Origin of the sequence: Enterobacter cloacae complex sp. 418I7 (assembly GCF_050030705.1) — a bacterium.
GTDB lineage: Bacteria > Pseudomonadota > Gammaproteobacteria > Enterobacterales > Enterobacteriaceae > Enterobacter > Enterobacter intestinihominis.
In genome coordinates this window covers 142344-163912 of sequence record NZ_JBLGUU010000001.1, presented here as the reverse complement: position 1 = coordinate 163912, position 21569 = coordinate 142344, and the positions used below count along the sequence as shown (strand labels likewise).

Below are 21569 nucleotides of genomic sequence, written 5' to 3'. Positions count from 1 at the left end.
GGGGCGGCTTCGCCTTACCCGGCCTACAAAATTGTTATCCTTTCTCTTTGGCTTTCGCCAGCATGGCGCGTATGTTCGCCACGTTGGCTTGACCCTTGTGCATCCGCTCTTCAGCGGTAATAGCTTTACGCTCCTGCTCCCAGATAAGATCGTCCTGAGGCAACTCCAGCAGGAAACGGCTCGGCTCCGGGCGCACCAGCTCACCATACTGACGGCGCTCTTTGCACAGCGTAAACGTCAGCTCTTTCTGCGCACGGGTGATCCCCACGTAGGCCAGACGGCGCTCTTCGTCGACGTTATCTTCATCAATGCTGCTCTGGTGCGGCAGCAGGCCCTCTTCCATCCCCACCAGATAGACATACGGGAACTCCAGCCCTTTCGAGGCATGCAACGTCATCAGCTGGACCTGATCGGCTTCTTCTTCACTCTCGCCGCGCTCCATCATATCGCGCAGCGTGAAGCGGGTGACCACCTGCGTCAGGGTCATCGGCTCGTCAATCTCAGATCCTTCAAGCATTTCGGTCATCCAGCTGAAGAGCTGATTAACGTTTTTCATGCGCATTTCTGCAGCTTTCGGGCTGGCGGAGGTTTCATACAACCAGGATTCGTAATCAATGCCGTGGATCAGATCGCGTACTGCCGCCACGGGCTCGCGCTCTGCCAGACGCTGCACCTCACCCAGCCAGTGGGTAAAGCGGGTTAAGGCGTCATAGCCGCGCCCGGTCAGGGTCTGGCTCAGCCCCATATCGAAGCTGGCGGTGAACAGACTTTTGTTGCGGGTCATCGCCCATTCACCCAGCTTTTGCAGCGTCGCAGAGCCAATCTCGCGCTTCGGCGTATTTACAATGCGCAGGAAAGCGCTGTCGTCATCCGGGTTGGTCAGCACGCGCAGATAGGCCAGCAGATCCTTGATTTCCGGACGCGAAAAGAACGACGTACCGCCGGAGATTTTGTAGGGGATGCGGTTTTGCATCAGCATCTTTTCAAAGACGCGCGACTGGTGGTTTCCGCGATAGAGGATCGCGTAATCCTTGTATTCAGTTTTGTTGACGAAGTGATGGGCAATCAGCTCGCCGGTTACGCGCTCCGCTTCGTGCTCTTCGTTATTGGCGCTAAGGACTTTCAGCTCGGTCCCGTAACCCAGTTCAGAGAACAGGCGCTTCTCAAAGACGTGCGGGTTGTTGGCAATCAGGATGTTCGCCGCCTTCAGGATACGCCCGGAAGAACGGTAGTTCTGCTCCAGTTTAATCACCTGCAACGCCGGGAAGTCTTTGCTCAGCAGCACCAGGTTTTGCGGACGTGCGCCACGCCATGAGTAAATCGACTGATCGTCATCGCCTACAACGGTAAAACGCGCGCGCTGTCCTACCAGCAGCTTCACCAGCTCGTACTGGCTGGTGTTGGTATCCTGGTATTCATCCACCAGCAGGTAACGAATTTTGTTCTGCCAGCGCTCGCGCACCTCTTCATTCCGCTGAAGCAGCAGCGTCGGCAGCAGGATCAGATCGTCGAAATCCAGTACGTTGCAGGCTTTCATATGCGCGTCGTACAGGCCATAGCAGTGGGCAAAGATGCGGTCACGCTCGCCTTTGGCACTTGCCGCAGCCTGGGCCGGCGTCATCAGATCGTTTTTCCAGTTCGAGATCGTTGAGATCAGCTGTTGCAACAGCACTTTGTCATCTTCGATCAGCCCTTCCGTCAGCTGTTTGAGCAGCGCCACCTGGTCGGTGTCATCAAAGAGCGAAAAGTTGGACTTCATTCCCAGCGCCGCGTATTCGCGCTTGATGATATCCAGACCCAGCGTGTGGAAGGTGGAGATCATCAGCCCGCGCGCCTCTTTACGGCCCAACGTCTGGCCGACGCGCTCTTTCATCTCACGCGCCGCTTTGTTGGTAAAGGTGACCGCCGCGATATGGCGCGCCTGGTACCCACAACCCCGAATTAAGTGGGCGATTTTGTTGGTGATCACGCGTGTTTTACCGGATCCCGCTCCCGCCAGCACCAGGCAGGGTCCGGTGACGAATTCGACAGCTTGTTGTTGTCCGGGGTTTAAACGCATAAATGATCACTCAATGAAAGTCGGGAGAGGAGGAAAAACGCGTGGTAGTATACCGATCGTAAACTCGTTGACTCAAGGCACGATCATGGCAAAAACAGCAGCAGCACTGCATATCCTTGTTAAAGAAGAAAAACTGGCACAGGATCTGCTCGAACAGATTAAAAACGGCGCCGACTTCGGCAAACTGGCGAAGAAACACTCGATTTGCCCGTCAGGCAAACGCGGTGGTGACTTAGGCGAGTTCCGCCAGGGCCAGATGGTTCCGGCGTTTGATAAAGTGGTCTTCTCCTGCCCGGTGCTGGAGCCAACCGGCCCACTGCATACGCAGTTCGGCTATCACATTATCAAAGTGTTATACCGCAACTAATCAAAAGCCCGGTGCATTAACTCACCGGGCTTTTTTATTTGAGTGTTCCAGCGTTCAGATACCGTCGCCGTATTCGAAGGTGTGGTGAATACCGTTAAAGTGCTGATCCATATCCATCGACGGTTTATCGCTGTCTGGCTTACCGACGATGCGCGCCGGGACGCCAGCGGCGGTGGTGTGCGGCGGTACAGGCTGGAGCACAACCGATCCCGCGCCAATCTTTGCGCCGCGTCCGACTTCAATATTGCCAAGGATTTTAGCACCCGCGCCGATCATCACCCCTTCACGAATTTTCGGATGGCGATCGCCGCTGGTTTTACCTGTACCGCCCAGCGTAACGGATTGCAGAATCGACACGTCATCTTCGATCACCGCCGTTTCACCGACAACAATGCCGGTGGCGTGATCGAGCATGATCCCGCGGCCAATTTTCGCCGCCGGGTGAATATCGACCTGGAAGGTCACGGAAACCTGGTTTTGCAGGAAGATGGCCAGCGCGCGGCGTCCCTCATTCCATAACCAGTGGCCGATGCGGTACGCCTGTAAGGCGTGGAAGCCTTTGAGATACAGCAGCGGCGTGGAGTATTTATCCACCGCCGGGTCACGCGTGCGCACGGCCTGAATATCGCAGGCGGCAGAAGCAATCATTTCCGGATCGGCAGCGTAGGCCTCTTCCACCACCTCGCGAATAGCGATAGCAGGCATGATAGGGGAAGCCAGTTTATTGGCGAGCATGTAGCTCAGGGCGCTGCCGAGATTTTCGTGCTTGAGTAGCGTCGCGTGATAAAAACTGGCCAGCATGGGCTCACAGTCGGCCAACGCTCGGGCTTCGGCTTTAATATTATTCCAGACGATATCCAGTTCTTCACACGGCATTGCTTGCTCCAGACGATAGTTAATGACCAGCCAGTTCTGCGCTGGCTGGGTCATTCAGGTGACGATACTTCCCGGCTAATTGCTGCTGCGCTCGTCCTTGCGCGCACGACCTAATAAGGTCAATGCTGCCTCGCGCGCATTTTTTCCGCAATACAATACCTGATAAATTTCCTCGGTTATTGGCATTTCGACACCGAAACGATGCGCCAATTCGCGAACTTCTTTGGTATTGCGATAGCCTTCAACCACCTGACCAATCTTCTCCTGCGCGCTTTTTACATCGCTGCCCTGTCCGAGCATCATGCCAAAGCGGCGGTTACGCGACTGGTTGTCGGTGCAGGTCAGCACCAGGTCGCCCAGCCCAGCCATCCCCATAAAGGTGGCCGGATCGGCGCCCAGCGCTTCGCCCAGGCGTGACATTTCGGTCAGGCCACGGGTGATCAGCGCCGTACGCGCATTCGCGCCGAAACCGATGCCGTCAGACATCCCGGCCCCGATAGCAATAACGTTCTTCACCGCACCGCCCAGCTGTACGCCGATAAAATCAGGGTTGCTGTAGACGCGGAAGCTCTTGCCGCAGTGCAGCAGTTGCTGAAGATCGTCGGAAAATGCCTGGTCGGTGGACGCCAGCGAGATCGCCGTCGGCAGACCGGCAGCCAGCTCTTTGGCAAACGTCGGCCCGGAGATCACCGCCAGCGGGATCGCCGTTCCCAGCGCTTCGCGGGCAACGTCCTGCAACAGACGTCCGGTTTCCGCTTCCAGCCCCTTCGTCGCCCACACAATACGCGCATCCGCACGCATCAGCGGCTTAATCTGACGCAGGACTTCGCCAAACACATGGCTTGGCACCACAATCAAAATATTGCGGCTGGCCGCCAGCGCGGTCGCGAGGTCGCTTTCCAGATACAGTGAGTCAGGGAACGGAACGTCCGGGAGAAACGCCACGTTGCAGCGGTCGTGTTGCAACGTCGCGATATGTTTTGGATCGTGGCCCCACAGGACCACGTCGTGACCATTTCTTGCCAGTGTGATGGCAAGAGCGGTGCCGTAAGAGCCGGCACCGATCACAGTCATTGACGCATTAACAGTGCTCATCAGGCATCCTGATGTTGTTCGGCACCTTCGCCAGCCTGCTGCTGTAGATAGTTCATAAACAGCGCATCAAAGTTGACTGGCGCAAGGTTCAGTTGCGGGAATGTACCGCGAGAAACCAGGCTGGTGATGCATTCACGCGCATACGGGAACAGAATGTTCGGGCAGTATGCACCCAGGCAATGCGCCATCTGGTTGCCTTCGATGCCGCCGATGGAGAAGATACCGCCCTGCTGGACTTCGCACAGGAATGCAGTTTCTTCGCCCAGGGAGGCGGTCACGGTGACACGCAGTACGACTTCATACACGTCATCCGCCAGCTGGGTGGATGCGGTATCCAGATCAAGTTTAACCTCTGGCTGCCAGTCTTTCTGGAAAACGTGCGGCGCATTTGGCGCTTCGAAAGAGACATCCTTGGTGTAGATGCGCTGGATCTGGAAAGTCATCTCGGTGTTGTTTTGTTCTGACATGGAAAAACCCTTTTTAATTGTCCTAAAGTCTCTAGCTCAGCAGCGGATCGAGTCCACCGCGGGCGTCGAGCGCATACAAGTCATCACAGCCGCCAATGTGCTGCGCATCAATAAAAATCTGTGGAACCGTTGTGCGACCACTGCGTTGGATCATCTCTTCGCGTTTAATCGCGTCACCATCAATCGGCAGTTCCTTAAACGTTACGCCTTTGCTGGACAGCAGCGCTTTCGCTCGGTGGCAGAACGGGCACGTTGCTTTGGTGTAGATCTCAATATTGGCCATCACTTAACTCCTTATTTACCGCGCACTAAAGGAAGATTCTCCCCGCTCCAGCCGGAGATGCCTTCTTTCAGCACCGTTACGTTTTCAAAGCCTGCTTTATGCAGTGCGTTGGCAGATTCCTGCGCCTGCATGCCAGTGCCGTCAACAACAATAATCGGCTGGGCTTTATGCTTCTCCAGCTCACCAATGTTGTTCGCTTTAATTTCCGCTGGCAGCAGGTTGATAGCACCTGCAATATGGCCCTTGCGGAAATCGTCGCGCTGACGCAGATCGACAACCACGGCGTCCTCTTTGTTGATCAGACGTGTCGCTTCACCGCGGGTGATCACCTTAATTTTAGACGTCAGTCCCTTAAATGTGGTGAACAGTACAGCGACCAGCAGGCCAATCCACGCGATGCTCAGAACCGGGTGGCGGCTAACGAATTGCATAATTTCTTGCATGGGGGGTAACAACTCCCGACTAAGTGATTAAAAAAACCAGGACAGGAGTATACCTGTGCGCTGTGGCAAATACAGCCAGCGACATAAAGCTAATCTATTTTCTGCGGCATGCCACGTAAAAAAAGCCTCAAAATGGCCTGAGAACAGCCTTGCCCCCGCGCTTTCTTTGATCTTCTGCGGCTATTTTATCGATTCAGCTGTAGTAAAATTACGCAAATTTTTTGTCTCTTGAGCATGAGGTTGTCGCAATGTCGGTTTCTAAAAAACCTATGGTACTGGTGATTCTGGATGGCTATGGCTACCGTGAAGATCAACAGGATAACGCCATTTTCAACGCCAAAACCCCGGTTATGGATGCGCTATGGGCAAAACGTCCCCACACCCTGATTGATGCGTCTGGTCTGGAAGTCGGCCTGCCGGATCGTCAGATGGGCAACTCTGAAGTGGGTCACGTTAACCTGGGCGCAGGCCGTATCGTTTATCAGGACCTGACGCGCCTGGACGTTGAAATCAAAGAACGTACATTCTTTGCCAACCCAACGCTCACCGGAGCGGTAGATAAAGCCGTTGCCGCAGGCAAGGCCGTGCACATTATGGGCCTGCTCTCTGCAGGCGGCGTGCACAGCCACGAAGATCACATCATGGCGATGGTTGAACTGGCCGCCGAGCGCGGTGCGGAAAAAATCTATCTGCACGCCTTCCTGGATGGTCGCGATACGCCGCCACGCAGCGCAAAAGGTTCTCTGAAAGCCTTTGAAGATAAATTTGCCGCACTGGGCAAAGGCCGCGTGGCATCCATCGTTGGTCGTTACTATGCCATGGACCGCGACAACCGCTGGGACCGCGTTGAGCAAGCCTATGATCTGCTGACCCTGGCAAAAGGCGAGTTCCAGTTCCCGACCGCCGTTGAAGGCCTGGAAGCGGCTTACGCGCGTGATGAAAACGACGAATTTGTGAAGGCAACCGTGATCCGCGCTGAAGGCCAGGCCGATGCCGCTATGGAAGATGGCGATGCGCTGATCTTCATGAACTTCCGTGCTGACCGCGCGCGCGAAATCACCCGCGCCTTCGTCAACAGCGATTTCGACGGTTTCGCCCGTAAGAAAGTGGCGAAGATCGATTTCATCCAGTTGACCGAGTATGCAGCGGATATCAAAGCCCCATGCGCGTATCCACCCGCTTCCCTGGAAAATACCTTCGGCGAGTGGATGGCGAAAAACGATAAAACGCAGCTGCGCATCTCCGAAACTGAGAAGTATGCGCACGTGACCTTCTTCTTTAACGGCGGCGTAGAAGAGCCGTTTAAAGGCGAAGACCGCATCCTGATTAACTCGCCGAAAGTCGCCACTTACGATCTCCAGCCAGAAATGAGCTCTGCGGAGCTGACCGAAAAACTGGTGACCGCGATCGAAAGCGGTAAATACGACACCATCATCTGTAACTATCCGAATGGCGACATGGTGGGCCACACCGGCGTGATGGAAGCTGCCGTTAAAGCGGTTGAAGCGCTGGACCACTGCGTTGAGCAGGTCGCGAAAGCGGTTGAATCCGTGGGCGGCCAGCTGCTGATCACCGCTGACCACGGTAACGCAGAACAGATGCGTGACCCGGCAACCGGTCAGGCGCATACCGCCCATACCAACCTGCCTGTTCCACTGATTTATGTAGGTGATAAGTCAGTGAAAGCAGTGGAAGGCGGCAAGCTTTCCGACATCGCGCCAACCATGTTGTCGCTGATGGGTATGGAAATCCCTGAAGAGATGACTGGCAAGCCGCTGTTCATCGTGGAATAATCGCTCCCCATGAGGGGAAAGGCGATTTTTTCAATCACATGGGTCGTGAAGCCGTTTCGGTTATCAGTCAGACCTCTGCTTTGCGCCAGCGCACTCAGCGCTGGCGTATTGCTGTGCGCCGCATCTGCCCACGCGGATGACCGCGACCAGCTCAAATCCATTCAGGCCGATATCGCCGCCAAAGAGCGTGTGGTACGCCAGCAGCAGCAGCAGCGCTCTGCCCTGCTTGCCCAGCTTAAAAAGCAGGAAGAGGCTATTTCCGCCGCCGCGCGTAAGCTGCGTGAAACACAAAACACCCTTGCCCAGCTTAATAAGCAAATCGATGAAATGAACGCATCGATTGCGAAACTGGAGCGTCAGCGCGATGCCCAGGAGCGGAACCTTGCTGCACAGCTTGATGCCGCTTTCCGCCAGGGTGAGCACACAGGCCTTCAGTTGATCCTCAGCGGTGAAGAGAGCCAGCGCGGTCAGCGTTTACAGGCCTATTTCGGCTATCTCAACCAGGCTCGTCAGGAGACCATTGCGCAGCTGAAACAGACGCGCGAAGAAGTCACCACGCAAAAAGCCGAGCTGGAAGAGAAGCAGAGCCAGCAGCAAACGCTGCTCTACGATCAGCAGGCGCAGCAGGAGAAGCTTGAGCAGGCGCGCAATGAGCGTAAGAAGACGCTCGCCGGGCTGGAGTCCTCTATCCAGGCAGGACAAAGCCAGCTGAGCGAAATGCGCGCCAACGAATCCAGACTGCGTAACAGCATTGCCCGGGCAGAAGCCGCGGCCAAAGCGCGCGCCGAAAAAGAAGCGCGCGAAGCGCAGGCGGTGCGTAATAAGCAGCAGGAAGCCTCCCGGAAAGGCACCACCTACAAACCGACTGAAAATGAACGTTCCCTGATATCGCGTACCGGCGGCCTCGGCTCCCCGCGTGGTCAGGCTTACTGGCCCGTTCGCGGTACGATCCTGCATCGCTATGGCGAACAGTTGCAGGGTGAGCTACGTTGGAAGGGGATCGTTATCGGTGCGTCTGAAGGTAGCGAAGTGAAAGCCATCGCCGATGGCCGCGTGATCCTGGCCGACTGGCTACAGGGTTACGGGCTCGTGGTGGTGGTCGAGCACGGTAAAGGCGACATGAGTCTTTACGGCTACAACCAGAGCGCGCTGGTCAGCGTTGGCACTCAGGTGCGCGCGGGTCAACCCATTGCCCTTGTGGGCAGCAGTGGCGGTCAGGGCCGCCCGTCACTCTATTTCGAAATTCGTCGTCAGGGTCAGGCGGTCAATCCACAGCCGTGGTTGGGAAGATAAGTTTTGCTTCAATTTCGTCGAATTGTTTTTTCCGTCGTCAGCGCACTGGCGCTGGCTGCACCGGTTTATGCAGGCAAACTCGCGATTGTGATTGATGACTTCGGTTATCGACCACACTATGAAAATCAGGTGCTGGCGATGCCGTCAGCCATCTCTGTCGCCGTCCTGCCTAATGCGCCTCACGCGCATGAAATGGCGACCAAAGCGCACAATGGCGGCCATCAGGTCCTCATCCATCTGCCGATGGCCCCTCTCAGCAAGCAGCCGCTGGAAAAAGATACCCTGCGTCCGGACATGAGCAGCGACGAGATCGATCGCATCATCCGCGATGCGTACAATAAAGTGCCGTATGCCGTGGGTTTGAATAACCATATGGGCAGCGCGATGACCTCCAGCCTGTACGGTATGCTGAAAGTGATGCAGGCCCTGGAGCGTTACAATCTCTATTTCCTCGACAGCATGACCATCGGCAATAGCCAGGCGATGCGTGCCGCTCAGGGGACGGGTGTAAAAGTCATCAAGCGCAAAGTCTTCCTGGACGACTCCCAGAACGAAGCGGATATCCGCGTGCAGTTCAACCGCGCGGTACAGCTGGCGCGCCGTAACGGTTCGGCGATTGCCATTGGGCATCCGCATCCGTCTACCGTTCGCGTTTTGCAGCAAATGTTGCCGGGCTTACCCGCCGATATCACGCTGGTGCGTCCGAGCGATCTGCTCAATGAACCTCAGGTGGATACTTCCCGTCCGGGTAGCGCGCAACCACCCGCAACGCAGCCGCGTAATCCATTCCGCGGCGTGAAGAACTGCACGCTGAAACAGCCGCCTGAACCGGTCTATGCAACCCGCTTCTTCACGGTGATTGGCGAAAGCATCAGCAGCAGTACGCTGGTTAAATACGTCCAGCAACAGTGGCAGGGTTGGGGAAAAAAAGCCTGATCGGCTAACGCCTATTCTGCCAGATAAGAGTCCGACTGCTCTTTTGCAACGGACTCTTTCTTTTCCCGATCCTGATACCAGGCCTTGAAATACTTCAAAAAACTGTACGCCGTGGCATAAAACCCTGTCACCACACCCACTTTGCCCTTACGCCACGCACCGCTAAACAGATACCATTTGAAAAATGCGCCGATAGCGCTGATCGCGCCGCGACCAAGAGAGGGACGTATCGTCTGATATTGAACCAGGCGAGTGGTATATCCGTTTAATTTATTGAAAAGTTCATGCAGTGAATAAAACGTATCATGTCTGACATAGCCAGGAATACGTTCAGAACGGAGAAAACCTTCAACCTGATCGTCTACTGGCCGGTTATTAAATCGCGACTGCGTACGGTTAAAAAGACGCACCGGATAATCCGGAGATGAGACTGGATAAATCGTTCGGACATTTTCTCCCAGAACAAACCAGTGACGACATATCCGCCACGCCATATCCGGTTCGGGTTCATCGCCCATTTTTAATTTTAAAATAGCACCAACGGTTTCTTGATCGAGTATTTCGTCACTGTCCATGCACAGCACCCAGTCGTTGTGCGCATGGGATATGGCATGGTTCATCTGCTCGCCGTGCCAGCTATATTTTTTGAATATGGGCGACAATCCATAACTCTGGCAAATATATATCGTTGCGTCTGTACTGCCGGAATCAACTACAACGAATTCATCTGCTATTTTTAAAAGAGGAGGAATAACATCGTGCAACGTTCTTTCGGAGTTAAACGTTAATAAGCAAACCGTTATTTTAAACATATTCTCACTCTCTCAAAAACAACATAAAATTTTTGCGCTAATACTATCGAATTGAGAAGAGGCGATTAAAGTCTTAAATCGCACTTTTAAAATAAGCGCGTTTAAAACCTTTCCTTATAAAAAGACAAAGAAATACAAAAAATCTATTTTATTTCAGTAAATTCTTTATAATGCGGTCAGATGAAGGGTAGCATACGGATTCAGACATGCCGCAAAAACGTAAAATCCTCCTCCTGGACACAGGCAAAGAATGGGGGGGAGGTACCAACAGTATGCTTGAGCTTCTGAAGCGAATCAACCGCGACAAATTCGACATTACCTGTTGTTTTTACAGTGATTATAGTCGTGCTGAAGGTCAAACGATAGGCCAGGTGCTCAACAGCATTGGGATCCCATTACTCGTTATCCCTCAACGTAAGCAACCGGCATGGGCAAAACTCCTGAAAGAAGCGGGACGTGGTCTGCTGTTTTTCTCGCGTTCGGCGCGCAAAGCATTTACGCGGCATATTGATACCCTGTGGCGTATCCGGCCCAACGTCAGCAAGATCGAGACCATTTTCAGGGAAGGTGGATTCGATACGCTGTATATGAACAACCAGCCAGGCTCTAATGAAGAAGGGTATCTGGCGGGCGCAAACCTGCGTGCACGGATAATCCAGCACTGCCGGATTGAACCGGTGCTGACCCCGCCGCTGGTGAAGCTGGTGAATGCCCATGCCACAAAAATCATTGCCGTCTCGCACGGCGTTGAACGCGTGCTACTTCAGCATGGCGTCCGGCCAGAGCTGTGTACCACGGTCAACAATGCCATCGACATCCATCAGCCTTTGCCGGACCGATGCGCGATGCGCCAGCGACTGAATATTGAAGACGATACGTTTGTATTCGGCAGCATTGGCTCGTTAATCCCTCGTAAGGCCAACCACCACACGCTGGAGGCGCTGGCACAGTTCAGCCAGAGACACCCGCAGGCAAAATGGAAAATGGTGCTGGTCGGTGAAGGGGCTGAACGCGGCGCGCTGGCTGCACAAGCTGATGCATCAGGTATTGCTGAGCACGTCATTTTTACCGGTTTCCAGAACACGCCTTTTGACTATCTCGCCACTTTTGACGCGTTCATTCTGGCCTCGCAGAGCGAAGGCTTGCCCCGCGTCGTGCTGGAAGCAATGCTGCTCAACATCCCCGTGATTGGTTCAAAGGTGACCGGCACGGCAGAATTGATCGATCATGAGTCGACCGGCCTGCTGTTTCCCTGGAGCGACGTGTCGCAACTTGCTCAACATCTGGATAATATCTGGCAGGATCCTGCTCTGCGCGCCCGGCTCGCCGCTGCCGCGCACCAGAATGTCTGCAACATGTATGCCATTGAAAGCTATGTTAACGGTGTCGAGGCCGTTCTTGGCGCGCAATAACCAAACGAGAAGAACATGTTTAAATTCCTGAATGCTCGCTACCGCCACATTACCGGGCGTCATAACATTCCTTACGCTTCCCTTCCGGTCACGCGCGATCTCGTTGCGGTTGATTCCATTGTGATCCCGTGTACGGGCGCAGATTTCGTCGAAGAGGCGTTATTGTCAGCGACCTTTGCAGAGCGTTATGCCTCTGACGTCAGCGAGATTGTTATCGTCAGCGATCAGCCTGAATCCGCTTTCGGCGAACTGCCGCCAAAAACTCGCGTTGTTACCCTCACGCTTCCAAAACGTGAAGAAGGTTACCGCTATAAGCAGATCTACCTCAGTCGTCTGGTGAAGCTTAACGCTCCGTTGCAGGCGCGCGGTGAAGGTGTGCTGATGATCGACTCCGATCTCAACCTGCTTAAAATGCCAGAGATCAACATGGCGGATATGCACATCTACTCCAGCTTCCGTCAGGGCAAAATGATTGCCAAGCTGGACGGTGCGCCAGCGGAGAAAGTGCCGGCGTATTACAAAGAAACGGTGCGCCCGTATCTGGTCGATCACGTTAACGGCGCGTTTCTTGCCGCCACCAAAAAGACCTGGCGCCGTATCTGCCCGCTGTGGCTGACGCTGTTCCAGGATACCTGGGAGCTGATGGACGATACGCAGCCGCCGACCGATCAGCTGCCGCTCGCTGCGCTGCTGGACATGCTGGATGTCAAAACGGTTAACCTGGGCGACTGGATGAACTGGCCGGTCTCCAAGAAGATCGGCGGACAGGAAGCCGTTGTGCCGAAAGAGGTGATTGGCGCGCACGGCGGTTTCCCGCTTTCCGAATGGCAGAAGTATCTGGAATCACCGGATAATAAGCTGCTGTTCAAAGGTCAGGATTACACCCGCAAGGTGCGTTACCTGACGGACGAAGAGAAAAAGAATCAGTAAAAAAGGGGCCTCAGGCCCCTTTTTGATTACTTATCCCAGCTCAGGATCACTTTCCCTGACTGGCCGGAACGCATTGCGTCGAAGCCCTGCTGGAACTCATCGATGGAGAAACGGTGAGTGATAATCGGGGACAGATCCAGACCGGACTGGATCAGCGCAGCCATCTTGTACCAGGTTTCGAACATCTCGCGGCCATAAATGCCCTTAATGAACAGCCCCTTGAAGATGACTTTGTTCCAGTCGATGGACATATCTGACGGCGGAATACCCAGCATCGCGATTCGGCCACCGTGGTTCATGGTGTCGAGCATGGTGCGGAACGCCGGTGGCGCGCCGGACATCTCCAGACCCACGTCAAAGCCTTCGGTCATGCCCAGCTCTTCCATCACGTCTGTCAGGCTCTCTTTCGAGACATCCACCGCGCGGGTGACGCCCATTTTGCGCGCCAGCGACAGGCGGTATTCGTTCACGTCGGTGATCACCACGTTGCGCGCACCCACATGCTTCGCCACGGCTGCCGCCATAATGCCGATTGGGCCCGCGCCGGAGACCAGCACGTCTTCACCCACCAGGTCGAAGGAGAGCGCCGTGTGTACCGCGTTGCCGAACGGGTCGAAGATGGAGGCCAGGTCGTCAGAGATATTGTCCGGGATTTTGAACGCGTTAAACGCCGGGATCACCAGGTATTCCGCGAAGCAGCCCGGACGGTTCACGCCCACGCCGACGGTGTTGCGGCACAGGTGCGTACGCCCACCGCGACAGTTGCGGCAGTGACCGCAGGTAATGTGGCCTTCACCGGAGACGCGGTCGCCAATGTTGAAGCCTTTCACTTCCTGGCCAATGCCGACCACTTCGCCGACATATTCGTGGCCGACAACCATTGGCACGGGAATGGTTTTTTGCGACCACTGGTCCCAGTTGTAGATGTGAACGTCAGTACCGCAGATGGCGGTTTTACGAATTTTGATCAGCAGATCGTTATGACCGACTTCCGGCTCCGGCACGTCGGTCATCCAAATCCCTTCTTCCGCTTTCAGTTTGGATAACGCTTTCATCACACGTCCTCAGGCAATTACGCCCAGCTGTTTGCCGATGCGGGTAAAGGCTTCCACCGCACGTTCAATTTGTTCAGGCGAGTGCGCCGCAGACATCTGGGTGCGGATACGCGCCTGACCTTTTGGTACCACCGGGAAGAAGAACCCGGTCACGTAAATCCCTTCTTTCTGAAGCTCACGAGCAAATTTCTGCGCGACAACCGCGTCACCCAGCATCACCGGAATGATCGCATGGTCAGCGCCGGCCAGGGTGAATCCTGCGGCGCTCATTTTTTCACGGAACAGGCGGGCGTTAGCCCACAGGCGGTCGCGCAACTCAGCCCCGGATTCCACCATCTCCAGCACTTTAATAGAGGCGGCCACAATCGCCGGCGCCAGGGAGTTGGAGAACAGGTACGGGCGGGAGCGCTGACGCAGCCACTCAACCACCTCTTTGCGCGCAGCAGTGTAGCCGCCAGACGCGCCACCAAGCGCTTTGCCCAGCGTACCGGTGATGATATCTACGCGGCCCATTACGTCGCAGTATTCGTGGGAGCCGCGGCCATTTTCGCCGACAAAGCCAACCGCGTGAGAGTCATCCACCATCACCAGCGCGTCGTATTTATCCGCCAGATCGCACACGCCTTTCAGGTTGGCGATCACGCCGTCCATGGAGAACACGCCGTCGGTGGCGATCAGCACGTGGCGGGCACCGGCTTCACGGGCCTCTTTCAGGCGGGCTTCCAGCTCAACCATGTCGTTGTTGGCGTAGCGGAAACGCTTCGCTTTGCACAGGCGTACACCGTCGATGATGGAGGCGTGGTTCAGGGCGTCGGAGATAATCGCGTCTTCTGCACCGAGCAGGGTCTCAAACAGACCGCCGTTGGCGTCGAAGCAGGAGGAGTACAGAATCGCGTCTTCCATTCCGAGGAAGTTCGCCAGCTTTTGCTCAAGCTGCTTGTGGCTGTCCTGGGTACCGCAGATAAAGCGAACGGAGGCCATGCCGAAGCCGTGGGTATCCATGCCGTTTTTCGCCGCGGCAATCAGCTCAGGGTGATTCGCAAGACCTAAATAGTTGTTCGCGCAAAAGTTGATCACATGGCTGCCGTCGGCAACGGTGATGTCCGCCTGCTGGGCAGACGTGATAATACGCTCTTCTTTGAACAACCCTTCCGCACGTGCGGTGTCGAGGTCGCTGTTTAACTGTTTGTAAAAATCACCACGCATTGCAATTCTCCAGACTCGGCAAATTTTGGCACATATTACCCAAACCAATAGTTCATGACGAGATGACGCCGTATCTCTTCTCGTTTTTGCAGCATAAATCACGTGTACCCCTGCTGCATATCGGTGAATGGCTGAAGACCGGGCATTGTGATGATATGATAAAGAGATTAGCGTTCGGGATGTTCCCCGGACTCCACACTTCAAAGGTTACAGTTATGATCATCGTTACCGGCGGCGCGGGCTTTATCGGCAGCAATATTGTTAAGGCCCTCAATGACAAAGGCATCACCGACATCCTGGTGGTGGACAACCTGAAAGACGGCACCAAGTTCGTAAACCTGGTGGATCTGAACATCGCTGACTACATGGATAAAGAAGACTTTCTTATCCAGATTATGGCGGGTGAAGAGTTCGGCGAGATCGAAGCCATCTTCCACGAAGGGGCCTGTTCCTCCACCACCGAGTGGGACGGCAAGTACATGATGGACAACAACTATCAGTACTCCAAAGAGATCCTGCACTACTGCCTGGAGCGTGAAATTCCATTCCTGTACGCCTCTTCCGCGGCAACCTACGGTGGGCGCACTTCAGATTTCATCGAATCCCGCGAGTATGAGCAGCCGCTGAACGTTTACGGTTACTCCAAATTCCTGTTTGATGAGTACGTGCGTCAGATCCTCCCAGAAGCAAACTCTCAGATTGTCGGCTTCCGCTACTTCAACGTCTACGGACCGCGCGAAGGCCACAAAGGCAGCATGGCGAGTGTGGCCTTCCACCTGAACACCCAGTTAAATAACGGCGAAAGTCCGAAACTGTTCGAAGGCAGCGACGGCTTTAAGCGTGACTTCGTCTACGTAGGCGACGTGGCGGCAGTGAACCTGTGGTTCCTGGAAAACGGCGTGTCCGGCATTTTCAACCTGGGCACAGGCCGCGCGGAATCCTTCCAGGCGGTGGCAGACGCGACGCTGGCTTACCATAAGAAAGGCAGCATCGAGTACATTCCGTTCCCGGATAAGCTGAAAGGCCGCTACCAGGCATTCACCCAGGCGGACCTGACTAACCTGCGCGCCGCAGGCTACGACAAGCCGTTCAAGACCGTTGCCGAAGGCGTAACGGAATATATGGCCTGGCTGAACCGTGACCGCGATATAAATTCACAAAATCATTCGAGCGGTATCAAGGCGGCAACGAAGTGAATCTCCGGGAGCTTACAAAAGTAAGTGACTGGAGTGAACGCAGGCAGCCAACGCAGAGACAGCTTGAAGGATGAAGTGAATGAAAATACTGGTGATCGGCCCGTCCTGGGTGGGCGACATGATGATGTCGCAAAGTCTCTATCGCACGCTCAAGGCGCGTTATCCCCAGGCGATAATCGACGTGATGGCACCCGCATGGTGCCGTCCGCTGTTATCGCGTATGCCGGAAGTGAACGAGGCGATCCCGATGCCGCTCGGCCACGGGGCGCTGGAAATCGGTGAACGCCGCAAACTCGGCCACAGCCTGCGCGAGAAACGCTATGACCGCGCATATGTCCTGCCAAACTCCTTCAAATCCGCTCTTGTGCCCTTCTTTGCGGGCATCCCGCACCGTACCGGGTGGCGCGGTGAAATGCGCTACGGCCTGCTTAACGACGCCCGGGTGCTGGATAAAGAGGCCTGGCCGCTGATGGTAGAACGCTACGTGGCGCTGGCCTACGACAAAGGCGTGATGCGCAGCGCGAAAGATCTGCCGCAGCCGCTACTGTGGCCGCAGCTCCAGGTAAGCGACGGGGAGAAATCCCACACCTGCAACGCGTTTGGCATTTCGTCCGAACGCCCGATGATTGGCTTCTGCCCCGGCGCGGAGTTTGGTCCGGCAAAACGCTGGCCGCACTATCACTACGCAGAGCTGGCGAAACAGCTGATCGACGAAGGCTATCAAATTGTGCTGTTTGGCTCGGCGAAAGATCACGAGGCGGGCAATGAAATTCTCGCCACGCTCAGCACCGAGCAACAGGCCTGGTGCCGAAACCTGGCCGGGGAAACGCAGCTCGAGCAGGCGGTTATTTTGATTGCCGCCTGTAAAGCCGTTGTCAGCAACGACTCTGGCCTGATGCACGTCGCCGCCGCGCTGGATCGTCCGCTGGTGGCGCTGTATGGCCCGAGCAGCCCGGACTTCACGCCGCCGCTGTCGCACAAAGCGCGCGTGATCCGTTTGATCACCGGCTACCACAAGGTACGTAAAGGTGATGCCGCAGAAGGCTACCACCAGAGCCTGATCGACATTACGCCGCAGCGCGTTCTCGAAGAGCTCAACGAACTTCTGTTGAGCGAAGAAGGATAACGAATGCGGGTATTGATCGTTAAAACCTCTTCGATGGGCGATGTGCTGCATACGCTGCCGTCACTGACGGACGCGATGCGGGCCATTCCCGGCATTCGTTTTGACTGGGTGGTGGAAGAAGGCTTCGCGCAGATCCCCACCTGGCACGAAGCGGTTGACCGCGTGATCCCGGTGGCCATTCGCCGCTGGCGCAAAGCATGGTTCTCCGCACCGATTAAAGCCGAACGTAAAGCCTTCCGCGAAGCGGTGCAGGCCCGGCGTTACGACGCGATCGTTGACGCTCAGGGCCTGGTGAAAAGCGCCGCGCTGGTCACGCGTCTGGCGCACGGCGTAAAGCACGGCATGGACTGGCAAACCGCCCGCGAACCGCTGGCGAGCCTGTTCTATAATCGTCGCCACCATATTGCGAAGCAGCAGCACGCCGTGGAACGTACCCGCGAGCTGTTCGCGAAAAGCCTGGGCTATGCAAAACCTGAAGCCCAGGGTGACTACGCTATTGCACAGCATTTTTTGCGCGAGACGGAGGAGCATGCTGAACCGTATCTGGTGTTCCTGCATGCCACAACGCGCGACGATAAGCACTGGCCGGAAACGCACTGGAGAAGGCTGATTGAACTAATGCAACCTTGCGGTATCCATATTAAACTCCCGTGGGGTGCAGAACATGAGCGGCAGCGTGCGGAACGTCTGGCAGCAGGCTTTTCCCACGTTGAGGTGTTACCCAAACTCACGCTGGCGCAGGTTGCCGCACAGCTAGCGGGCGCTAACGCCGTCGTTTCTGTGGATACAGGGTTAAGCCATTTAACCGCCGCACTGGATCGTCCTAATATCACGATTTTCGGCCCGACCGATCCGGGGTTGATCGGGGGTTACGGTAAAAACCAGCATCAGATGGTCAGCCCTACGCAACAAACGAAGGATATTAGCGCAGATGCTATTTTTTCATTTTTACAGGGCAGCCATCGGCTTTCCAACAGGGATATTTAACCCATGAGTTATGTATTTCTGCTGATTTTACTCTTTCCGGTGAAACTCCTCCGGAAGCTGTTTCGAAAAGACACGGGCAAAAACCTTGTCATTCAGACAGCCAAAATCGGTGACTTTATTAATGCGACACCTCTACTGGCATATCTGCAAAAAAGCGATGTGTTGGTCAGTCGCAGCGTTGGTGCGCTGGCGAAGCATGATGAGACTATCGAGCAGATCTATTTTATTGAGCAGCATAAGCGCAACCTGTGGCGTAAACTGTGCTTCGCGTGCAGGATCATGAACCGCTACGACAACGTCTACCTGCTACAACCCAACAGCGTGAACCTCTTTTTTGCCGCCGTCTGCAATGCTAAAAACAAACAATTTTTAACCATTTACACGCGCAGGTGGTATCACGGGATTTTCTATCTTGCGGCTGACGGTACCGTTGAGCATGGCAAAAAAACGCTTTCGGTGACGAACTACCTGAAACTGGCCGACCGCGCACTCACATGGCAAGACTCTCCCAAGCACGCCACAAAGCCGCTCTTTAAACCGACGACCTGGCCGGCCATTCTTGATAAACCTGACGTTATCCGCATCGGCATCAGTATTGCGGCGGGCAATAAAGCCAAAACCGTTCCTCCGGTTATCTGGAAGCGGATTGTTGATCAACTCGCTGATTTACCCTGCGAGTTTTATGTCTTCGGCGCGCCAAACGAACAGTCGTGGATGGACGATATCACCCGCCTTTACGGTGAAATCCCTAATTTTATCAATCTTATTGGCAAAATTTCGCTGGAAGAGCTTCCCTGGGCCATTTCTAAGATGGACTGTTATATCGCGTCTGACTCGGGGAATGTATATATCGCAGACGCCGTTGGCGTTCCGGTAGTCCTGCTGTTTGGTCCGTGTTGTCACTATGAACAACGTCCGCTTGGCAATGTGTTGCTGATCGGGAATGACGACAACATTTGTTCTTATGTGTTTGAAACGCGCTATTACTTCCCGCAAGAACGGGAAGCACTATTCTCTGTCACTGACTCCGCGTTACACGATCTTCAGCAGTTTATCCGTACATTACCCAAAGCCCGCTCACTGGCTAGCGCTACCGACGCTCAAGGAAACTAATTTTTATGGCTTTTTTAAGCGTCATTATTGCTGCTCATAACGCTGAAGCTACGCTGCATGCCACGCTTTCAAGCCTGCTGGCAGCCACCGTTCAAGACACTGAAATTATTATTTTTAATGACAGTTCTGAGGATACCACGCAGGCAATAATTGAAGAGTGGTCACCTAAATTTCCTCAGATCATAACGCGCACCGTGAACTTTCGTAACGTCGGCCGGGTACGAAACAGTGCTGTCGCACTGGCATCCGGTGAATATATTACGATGCTCGACAGTGACGATTGCTTAAAGCCGGGCAGCCTCAGGGACGCAATTACCTTTCTGAAAGCGCAACGTCCGGATATGTTACTGACACGTTTGCTTGAGATTCGCGATCCCCGGAAAATGACTTCAGACTGGCAGGGATTCAACCCTGTGCCATTGTCACAACATGAAGCAGTCGCTCGTTTCTTACGCCATAAAGACTTTCAGGCGCATCTCATTGGCCAGTTTATTCATCGTAGCCTGTACGAAAGCAACCCTATTCCTCCAATGTTATGTTATGAGGATTTCGCTGTCTTCCCCGGAATGTTGATGCAGTCGAGCAAAATAGTCTATCAACGCCAGGGGCATTATTATTACGTCAAGCGTCGCGACAGTTTGTCGAGCAGTCTGGACGCCAGCAAAATTTCAACGCTTGTCGAATGCACGTTACAGATGGAAAGAACATTTCCGTCAAGCTACAGGCATCTTGTCAATTGCCACTGGTTTGATATTTACAGCAACCATCGGTCCTGTCTTACAGACCAACAATTACAACTCGTGAAACAACGCGTAAAGGCCATGTACACATTGTCTTTTTTCCTGTCCACCGATGTTCGTTTTAGCTACAAAAAAAGGGTTATTGAGGCGTTATGGAAAAAATAAAACCACGGCTATATCAACTGACGATTGCTTTGAGCCTCATCTCTTTGATGCTGGCACTAGTCAGTTCAGGGAAGCAAAGAGAGTTTTTCTATATTGCTATTTACGTCAGTATTATTGGCCTGGCTTTCGAATATAAAAAAATCACTCTTCGACCTTTTACTATAGCGCTGCCCATTTTGCTGATTGGGTTACTTAACCTCGGCTGGTACTTAATCTATGAGTATCATAACGAGGGACTCAATCTTTATAGCGACTATCTAGGCGCCAGCAAAAAGTTAATTTTAGCGAGTATCCTGATTTTCTATATTGACCGCTTTAAGTTTTACATTGATAAAGATAACTTCAGGAAATTTTTCTTCTACGCAGCGGCCTTAGGGTTTGTGCTCGCCACAGGATATGGCTTGTGGCAGGCCTCGCAAGGTATGACTCGCGTTGAGATGGCAATTAACCGTGCCACCGTTTCAGCCTATGTTTATTCTGTCCTGTCACTGGCTTTCGTATACAGTCTTTACCTTCAGCAGAACGTGAAGCTGTATGTTGTCGCGGGTTTCACTATATTAATCTCTTACTTCGTCATACTGTTGACGGGTACCCGTGCTGCGATGGGTTTATATCTGCTTCTGGCGATAGTGCTCACGCTATATCATTTCAGAAAAATTCATCTCAAATCCACTCTCATCTTTTTATGCATTGTGGCCGGCATTGTCGTCGTAAGCTACAAGCCGTTGATTGCACCGAAAATAACGCAAACCCAAATTGAAGTTGAGAAATATCAGCAAGGCTATGACCGCACGTCACTGGGCGCACGTTTTTCGATGTGGACTGTCGGGATCGAGAATGGTCTTGCACATCCGTTGGGGCAATCACTTGAAGAGCGTGAAACGTGGACACGGCAGTATATAAAAGACGGTCATCCACATCTTGCTACCGCGCTCGTGTACATCAAAGTCCACCTGCATAATGAATTTATAGAGAAATATTCATTGCAGGGGATCCCCGGCGTGGCGGTTATGCTCTTTTTCTTCGTTTCGATGATTGTGTATGCCCTACGAAACAGAAACGCACTGCTGCTAACCTCGATGCTACTTTTGCTTTTGTATGGTCTGACGGATGTCATACTGCTCAGTTCAGAAGCCTTAATCTTCTTTATGGTTTTGTTTGCATTAAGTACACCTTTCACCCAAACAAAGCAGCAATAGCAAATATGCCCGCCTG

Annotated in this window: 21 protein-coding genes; 12 read left to right on the top strand and 9 right to left on the bottom strand. The window is 54.0% G+C overall.

Annotated features, from left to right (window positions below):
- Positions 1–34: 34 nt before the first annotated feature.
- Positions 35–2059: a DNA helicase Rep gene (gene rep / locus ACQG0S_RS00820; protein ID WP_426749924.1), complete on the bottom strand. Its 2025-nt coding sequence runs from the start codon at positions 2057–2059 to the stop codon at positions 35–37.
- An 85-nt stretch (positions 2060–2144) separates the two neighbouring features.
- Here rep and ppiC point away from each other — a divergent pair, with 85 nt between their 5' ends.
- Positions 2145–2426 carry a peptidylprolyl isomerase PpiC gene (ppiC, locus tag ACQG0S_RS00815; protein WP_006812396.1) on the top strand — a complete coding sequence of 94 codons (282 nt, stop codon included), beginning with the start codon at positions 2145–2147 and terminating at the stop codon, positions 2424–2426.
- 54 nt (positions 2427–2480) lie between these two features.
- Here ppiC and cysE read toward each other — a convergent pair whose 3' ends face one another.
- The 5 genes from cysE to ACQG0S_RS00790 form a co-directional block, all read right to left on the bottom strand.
- Positions 2481–3302 (bottom strand): serine O-acetyltransferase, encoded by an 822-nt coding sequence (gene cysE, locus ACQG0S_RS00810; protein ID WP_022646641.1) that lies wholly within the window; start codon positions 3300–3302, stop codon positions 2481–2483.
- 75 nt (positions 3303–3377) lie between these two features.
- Entirely contained in the window at positions 3378–4397 is a 1020-nt protein-coding gene (gpsA, locus tag ACQG0S_RS00805) for an NAD(P)H-dependent glycerol-3-phosphate dehydrogenase (protein ID WP_006812398.1), read from the bottom strand.
- The gene (gene secB / locus ACQG0S_RS00800; protein WP_003860835.1) at positions 4397–4864 is read right to left on the bottom strand and encodes a protein-export chaperone SecB; all 468 of its coding nucleotides are present in this window, start codon (positions 4862–4864) and stop codon (positions 4397–4399) included. Before secB ends, gpsA begins: the two co-directional genes overlap by 1 nt.
- Before the next feature lie 31 nt (positions 4865–4895).
- The gene (gene grxC, locus ACQG0S_RS00795) at positions 4896–5147 is read right to left on the bottom strand and encodes a glutaredoxin 3 (protein WP_003860837.1); all 252 of its coding nucleotides are present in this window, start codon (positions 5145–5147) and stop codon (positions 4896–4898) included.
- A gap of 11 nt (positions 5148–5158) precedes the next feature.
- Positions 5159–5590, bottom strand: coding sequence for a rhodanese-like domain-containing protein (locus ACQG0S_RS00790; RefSeq protein WP_003860840.1), 432 nt, complete (start codon positions 5588–5590; stop codon positions 5159–5161).
- A 248-nt stretch (positions 5591–5838) separates the two neighbouring features.
- Between ACQG0S_RS00790 and gpmM the strand changes: the two genes are divergently transcribed.
- Genes gpmM through ACQG0S_RS00775 form a run of 3 tightly spaced genes read left to right on the top strand, consistent with a single transcriptional unit; the run spans position 5839 to position 9612 of the window.
- Complete coding sequence (gene gpmM, locus ACQG0S_RS00785; protein WP_048966556.1) at positions 5839–7383, top strand: 2,3-bisphosphoglycerate-independent phosphoglycerate mutase; 1545 nt, start codon at positions 5839–5841, stop codon at positions 7381–7383.
- 33 nt (positions 7384–7416) lie between these two features.
- Positions 7417–8676: a murein hydrolase activator EnvC gene (gene envC / locus ACQG0S_RS00780; protein ID WP_237764308.1), complete on the top strand. Its 1260-nt coding sequence runs from the start codon at positions 7417–7419 to the stop codon at positions 8674–8676.
- Positions 8677–8679: 3 nt separating this feature from the next.
- Positions 8680–9612: a divergent polysaccharide deacetylase family protein gene (locus ACQG0S_RS00775; protein WP_032622054.1), complete on the top strand. Its 933-nt coding sequence runs from the start codon at positions 8680–8682 to the stop codon at positions 9610–9612.
- Between the two features lie 11 nt (positions 9613–9623).
- Here ACQG0S_RS00775 and ACQG0S_RS00770 read toward each other — a convergent pair whose 3' ends face one another.
- Complete coding sequence (locus tag ACQG0S_RS00770) at positions 9624–10424, bottom strand: glycosyltransferase family 2 protein (RefSeq protein ID WP_063146890.1); 801 nt, start codon at positions 10422–10424, stop codon at positions 9624–9626.
- 206 nt (positions 10425–10630) lie between these two features.
- On the opposite strand from ACQG0S_RS00770, the gene ACQG0S_RS00765 reads away from it, so the two are divergent.
- Both ACQG0S_RS00765 and ACQG0S_RS00760 read left to right on the top strand, forming a co-directional pair.
- Positions 10631–11836, top strand: coding sequence for a glycosyltransferase (locus ACQG0S_RS00765; protein ID WP_022646636.1), 1206 nt, complete (start codon positions 10631–10633; stop codon positions 11834–11836).
- Between the two features lie 15 nt (positions 11837–11851).
- The gene (locus ACQG0S_RS00760; protein ID WP_023305215.1) at positions 11852–12766 is read left to right on the top strand and encodes a hypothetical protein; all 915 of its coding nucleotides are present in this window, start codon (positions 11852–11854) and stop codon (positions 12764–12766) included.
- A 26-nt stretch (positions 12767–12792) separates the two neighbouring features.
- On the opposite strand, the gene tdh is transcribed toward ACQG0S_RS00760, so the two are convergent.
- Both tdh and kbl read right to left on the bottom strand, forming a co-directional pair.
- The gene (gene tdh, locus ACQG0S_RS00755) at positions 12793–13821 is read right to left on the bottom strand and encodes an L-threonine 3-dehydrogenase (RefSeq protein ID WP_017383610.1); all 1029 of its coding nucleotides are present in this window, start codon (positions 13819–13821) and stop codon (positions 12793–12795) included.
- 9 nt (positions 13822–13830) lie between these two features.
- Complete coding sequence (kbl, locus tag ACQG0S_RS00750) at positions 13831–15027, bottom strand: glycine C-acetyltransferase (protein ID WP_015570030.1); 1197 nt, start codon at positions 15025–15027, stop codon at positions 13831–13833.
- A 215-nt stretch (positions 15028–15242) separates the two neighbouring features.
- Here kbl and rfaD point away from each other — a divergent pair, with 215 nt between their 5' ends.
- The 6 genes from rfaD to ACQG0S_RS00720 all read left to right on the top strand — a co-directional run bounded on the left by rfaD (position 15243) and on the right by ACQG0S_RS00720 (position 21553).
- Positions 15243–16223, top strand: a complete 981-nt coding sequence (gene rfaD / locus ACQG0S_RS00745) for an ADP-glyceromanno-heptose 6-epimerase (protein ID WP_022646634.1) — start codon at positions 15243–15245, stop codon at positions 16221–16223.
- A 79-nt stretch (positions 16224–16302) separates the two neighbouring features.
- Positions 16303–17349 (top strand): ADP-heptose--LPS heptosyltransferase RfaF, encoded by a 1047-nt coding sequence (gene rfaF, locus ACQG0S_RS00740; protein WP_023305214.1) that lies wholly within the window; start codon positions 16303–16305, stop codon positions 17347–17349.
- Between the two features lie 3 nt (positions 17350–17352).
- Positions 17353–18336, top strand: coding sequence for a lipopolysaccharide heptosyltransferase RfaC (gene rfaC / locus ACQG0S_RS00735; protein ID WP_022646632.1), 984 nt, complete (start codon positions 17353–17355; stop codon positions 18334–18336).
- A gap of 3 nt (positions 18337–18339) precedes the next feature.
- Positions 18340–19449: a glycosyltransferase family 9 protein gene (locus ACQG0S_RS00730; protein ID WP_045308210.1), complete on the top strand. Its 1110-nt coding sequence runs from the start codon at positions 18340–18342 to the stop codon at positions 19447–19449.
- Between the two features lie 5 nt (positions 19450–19454).
- Complete coding sequence (locus ACQG0S_RS00725) at positions 19455–20354, top strand: glycosyltransferase family 2 protein (protein ID WP_023305212.1); 900 nt, start codon at positions 19455–19457, stop codon at positions 20352–20354.
- Positions 20342–21553 carry an O-antigen ligase family protein gene (locus tag ACQG0S_RS00720; RefSeq protein ID WP_022646629.1) on the top strand — a complete coding sequence of 404 codons (1212 nt, stop codon included), beginning with the start codon at positions 20342–20344 and terminating at the stop codon, positions 21551–21553. The genes ACQG0S_RS00725 and ACQG0S_RS00720 overlap by 13 nt, the downstream gene beginning before the upstream one ends.
- The last annotated feature ends 16 nt before the right edge of the window (positions 21554–21569 follow it).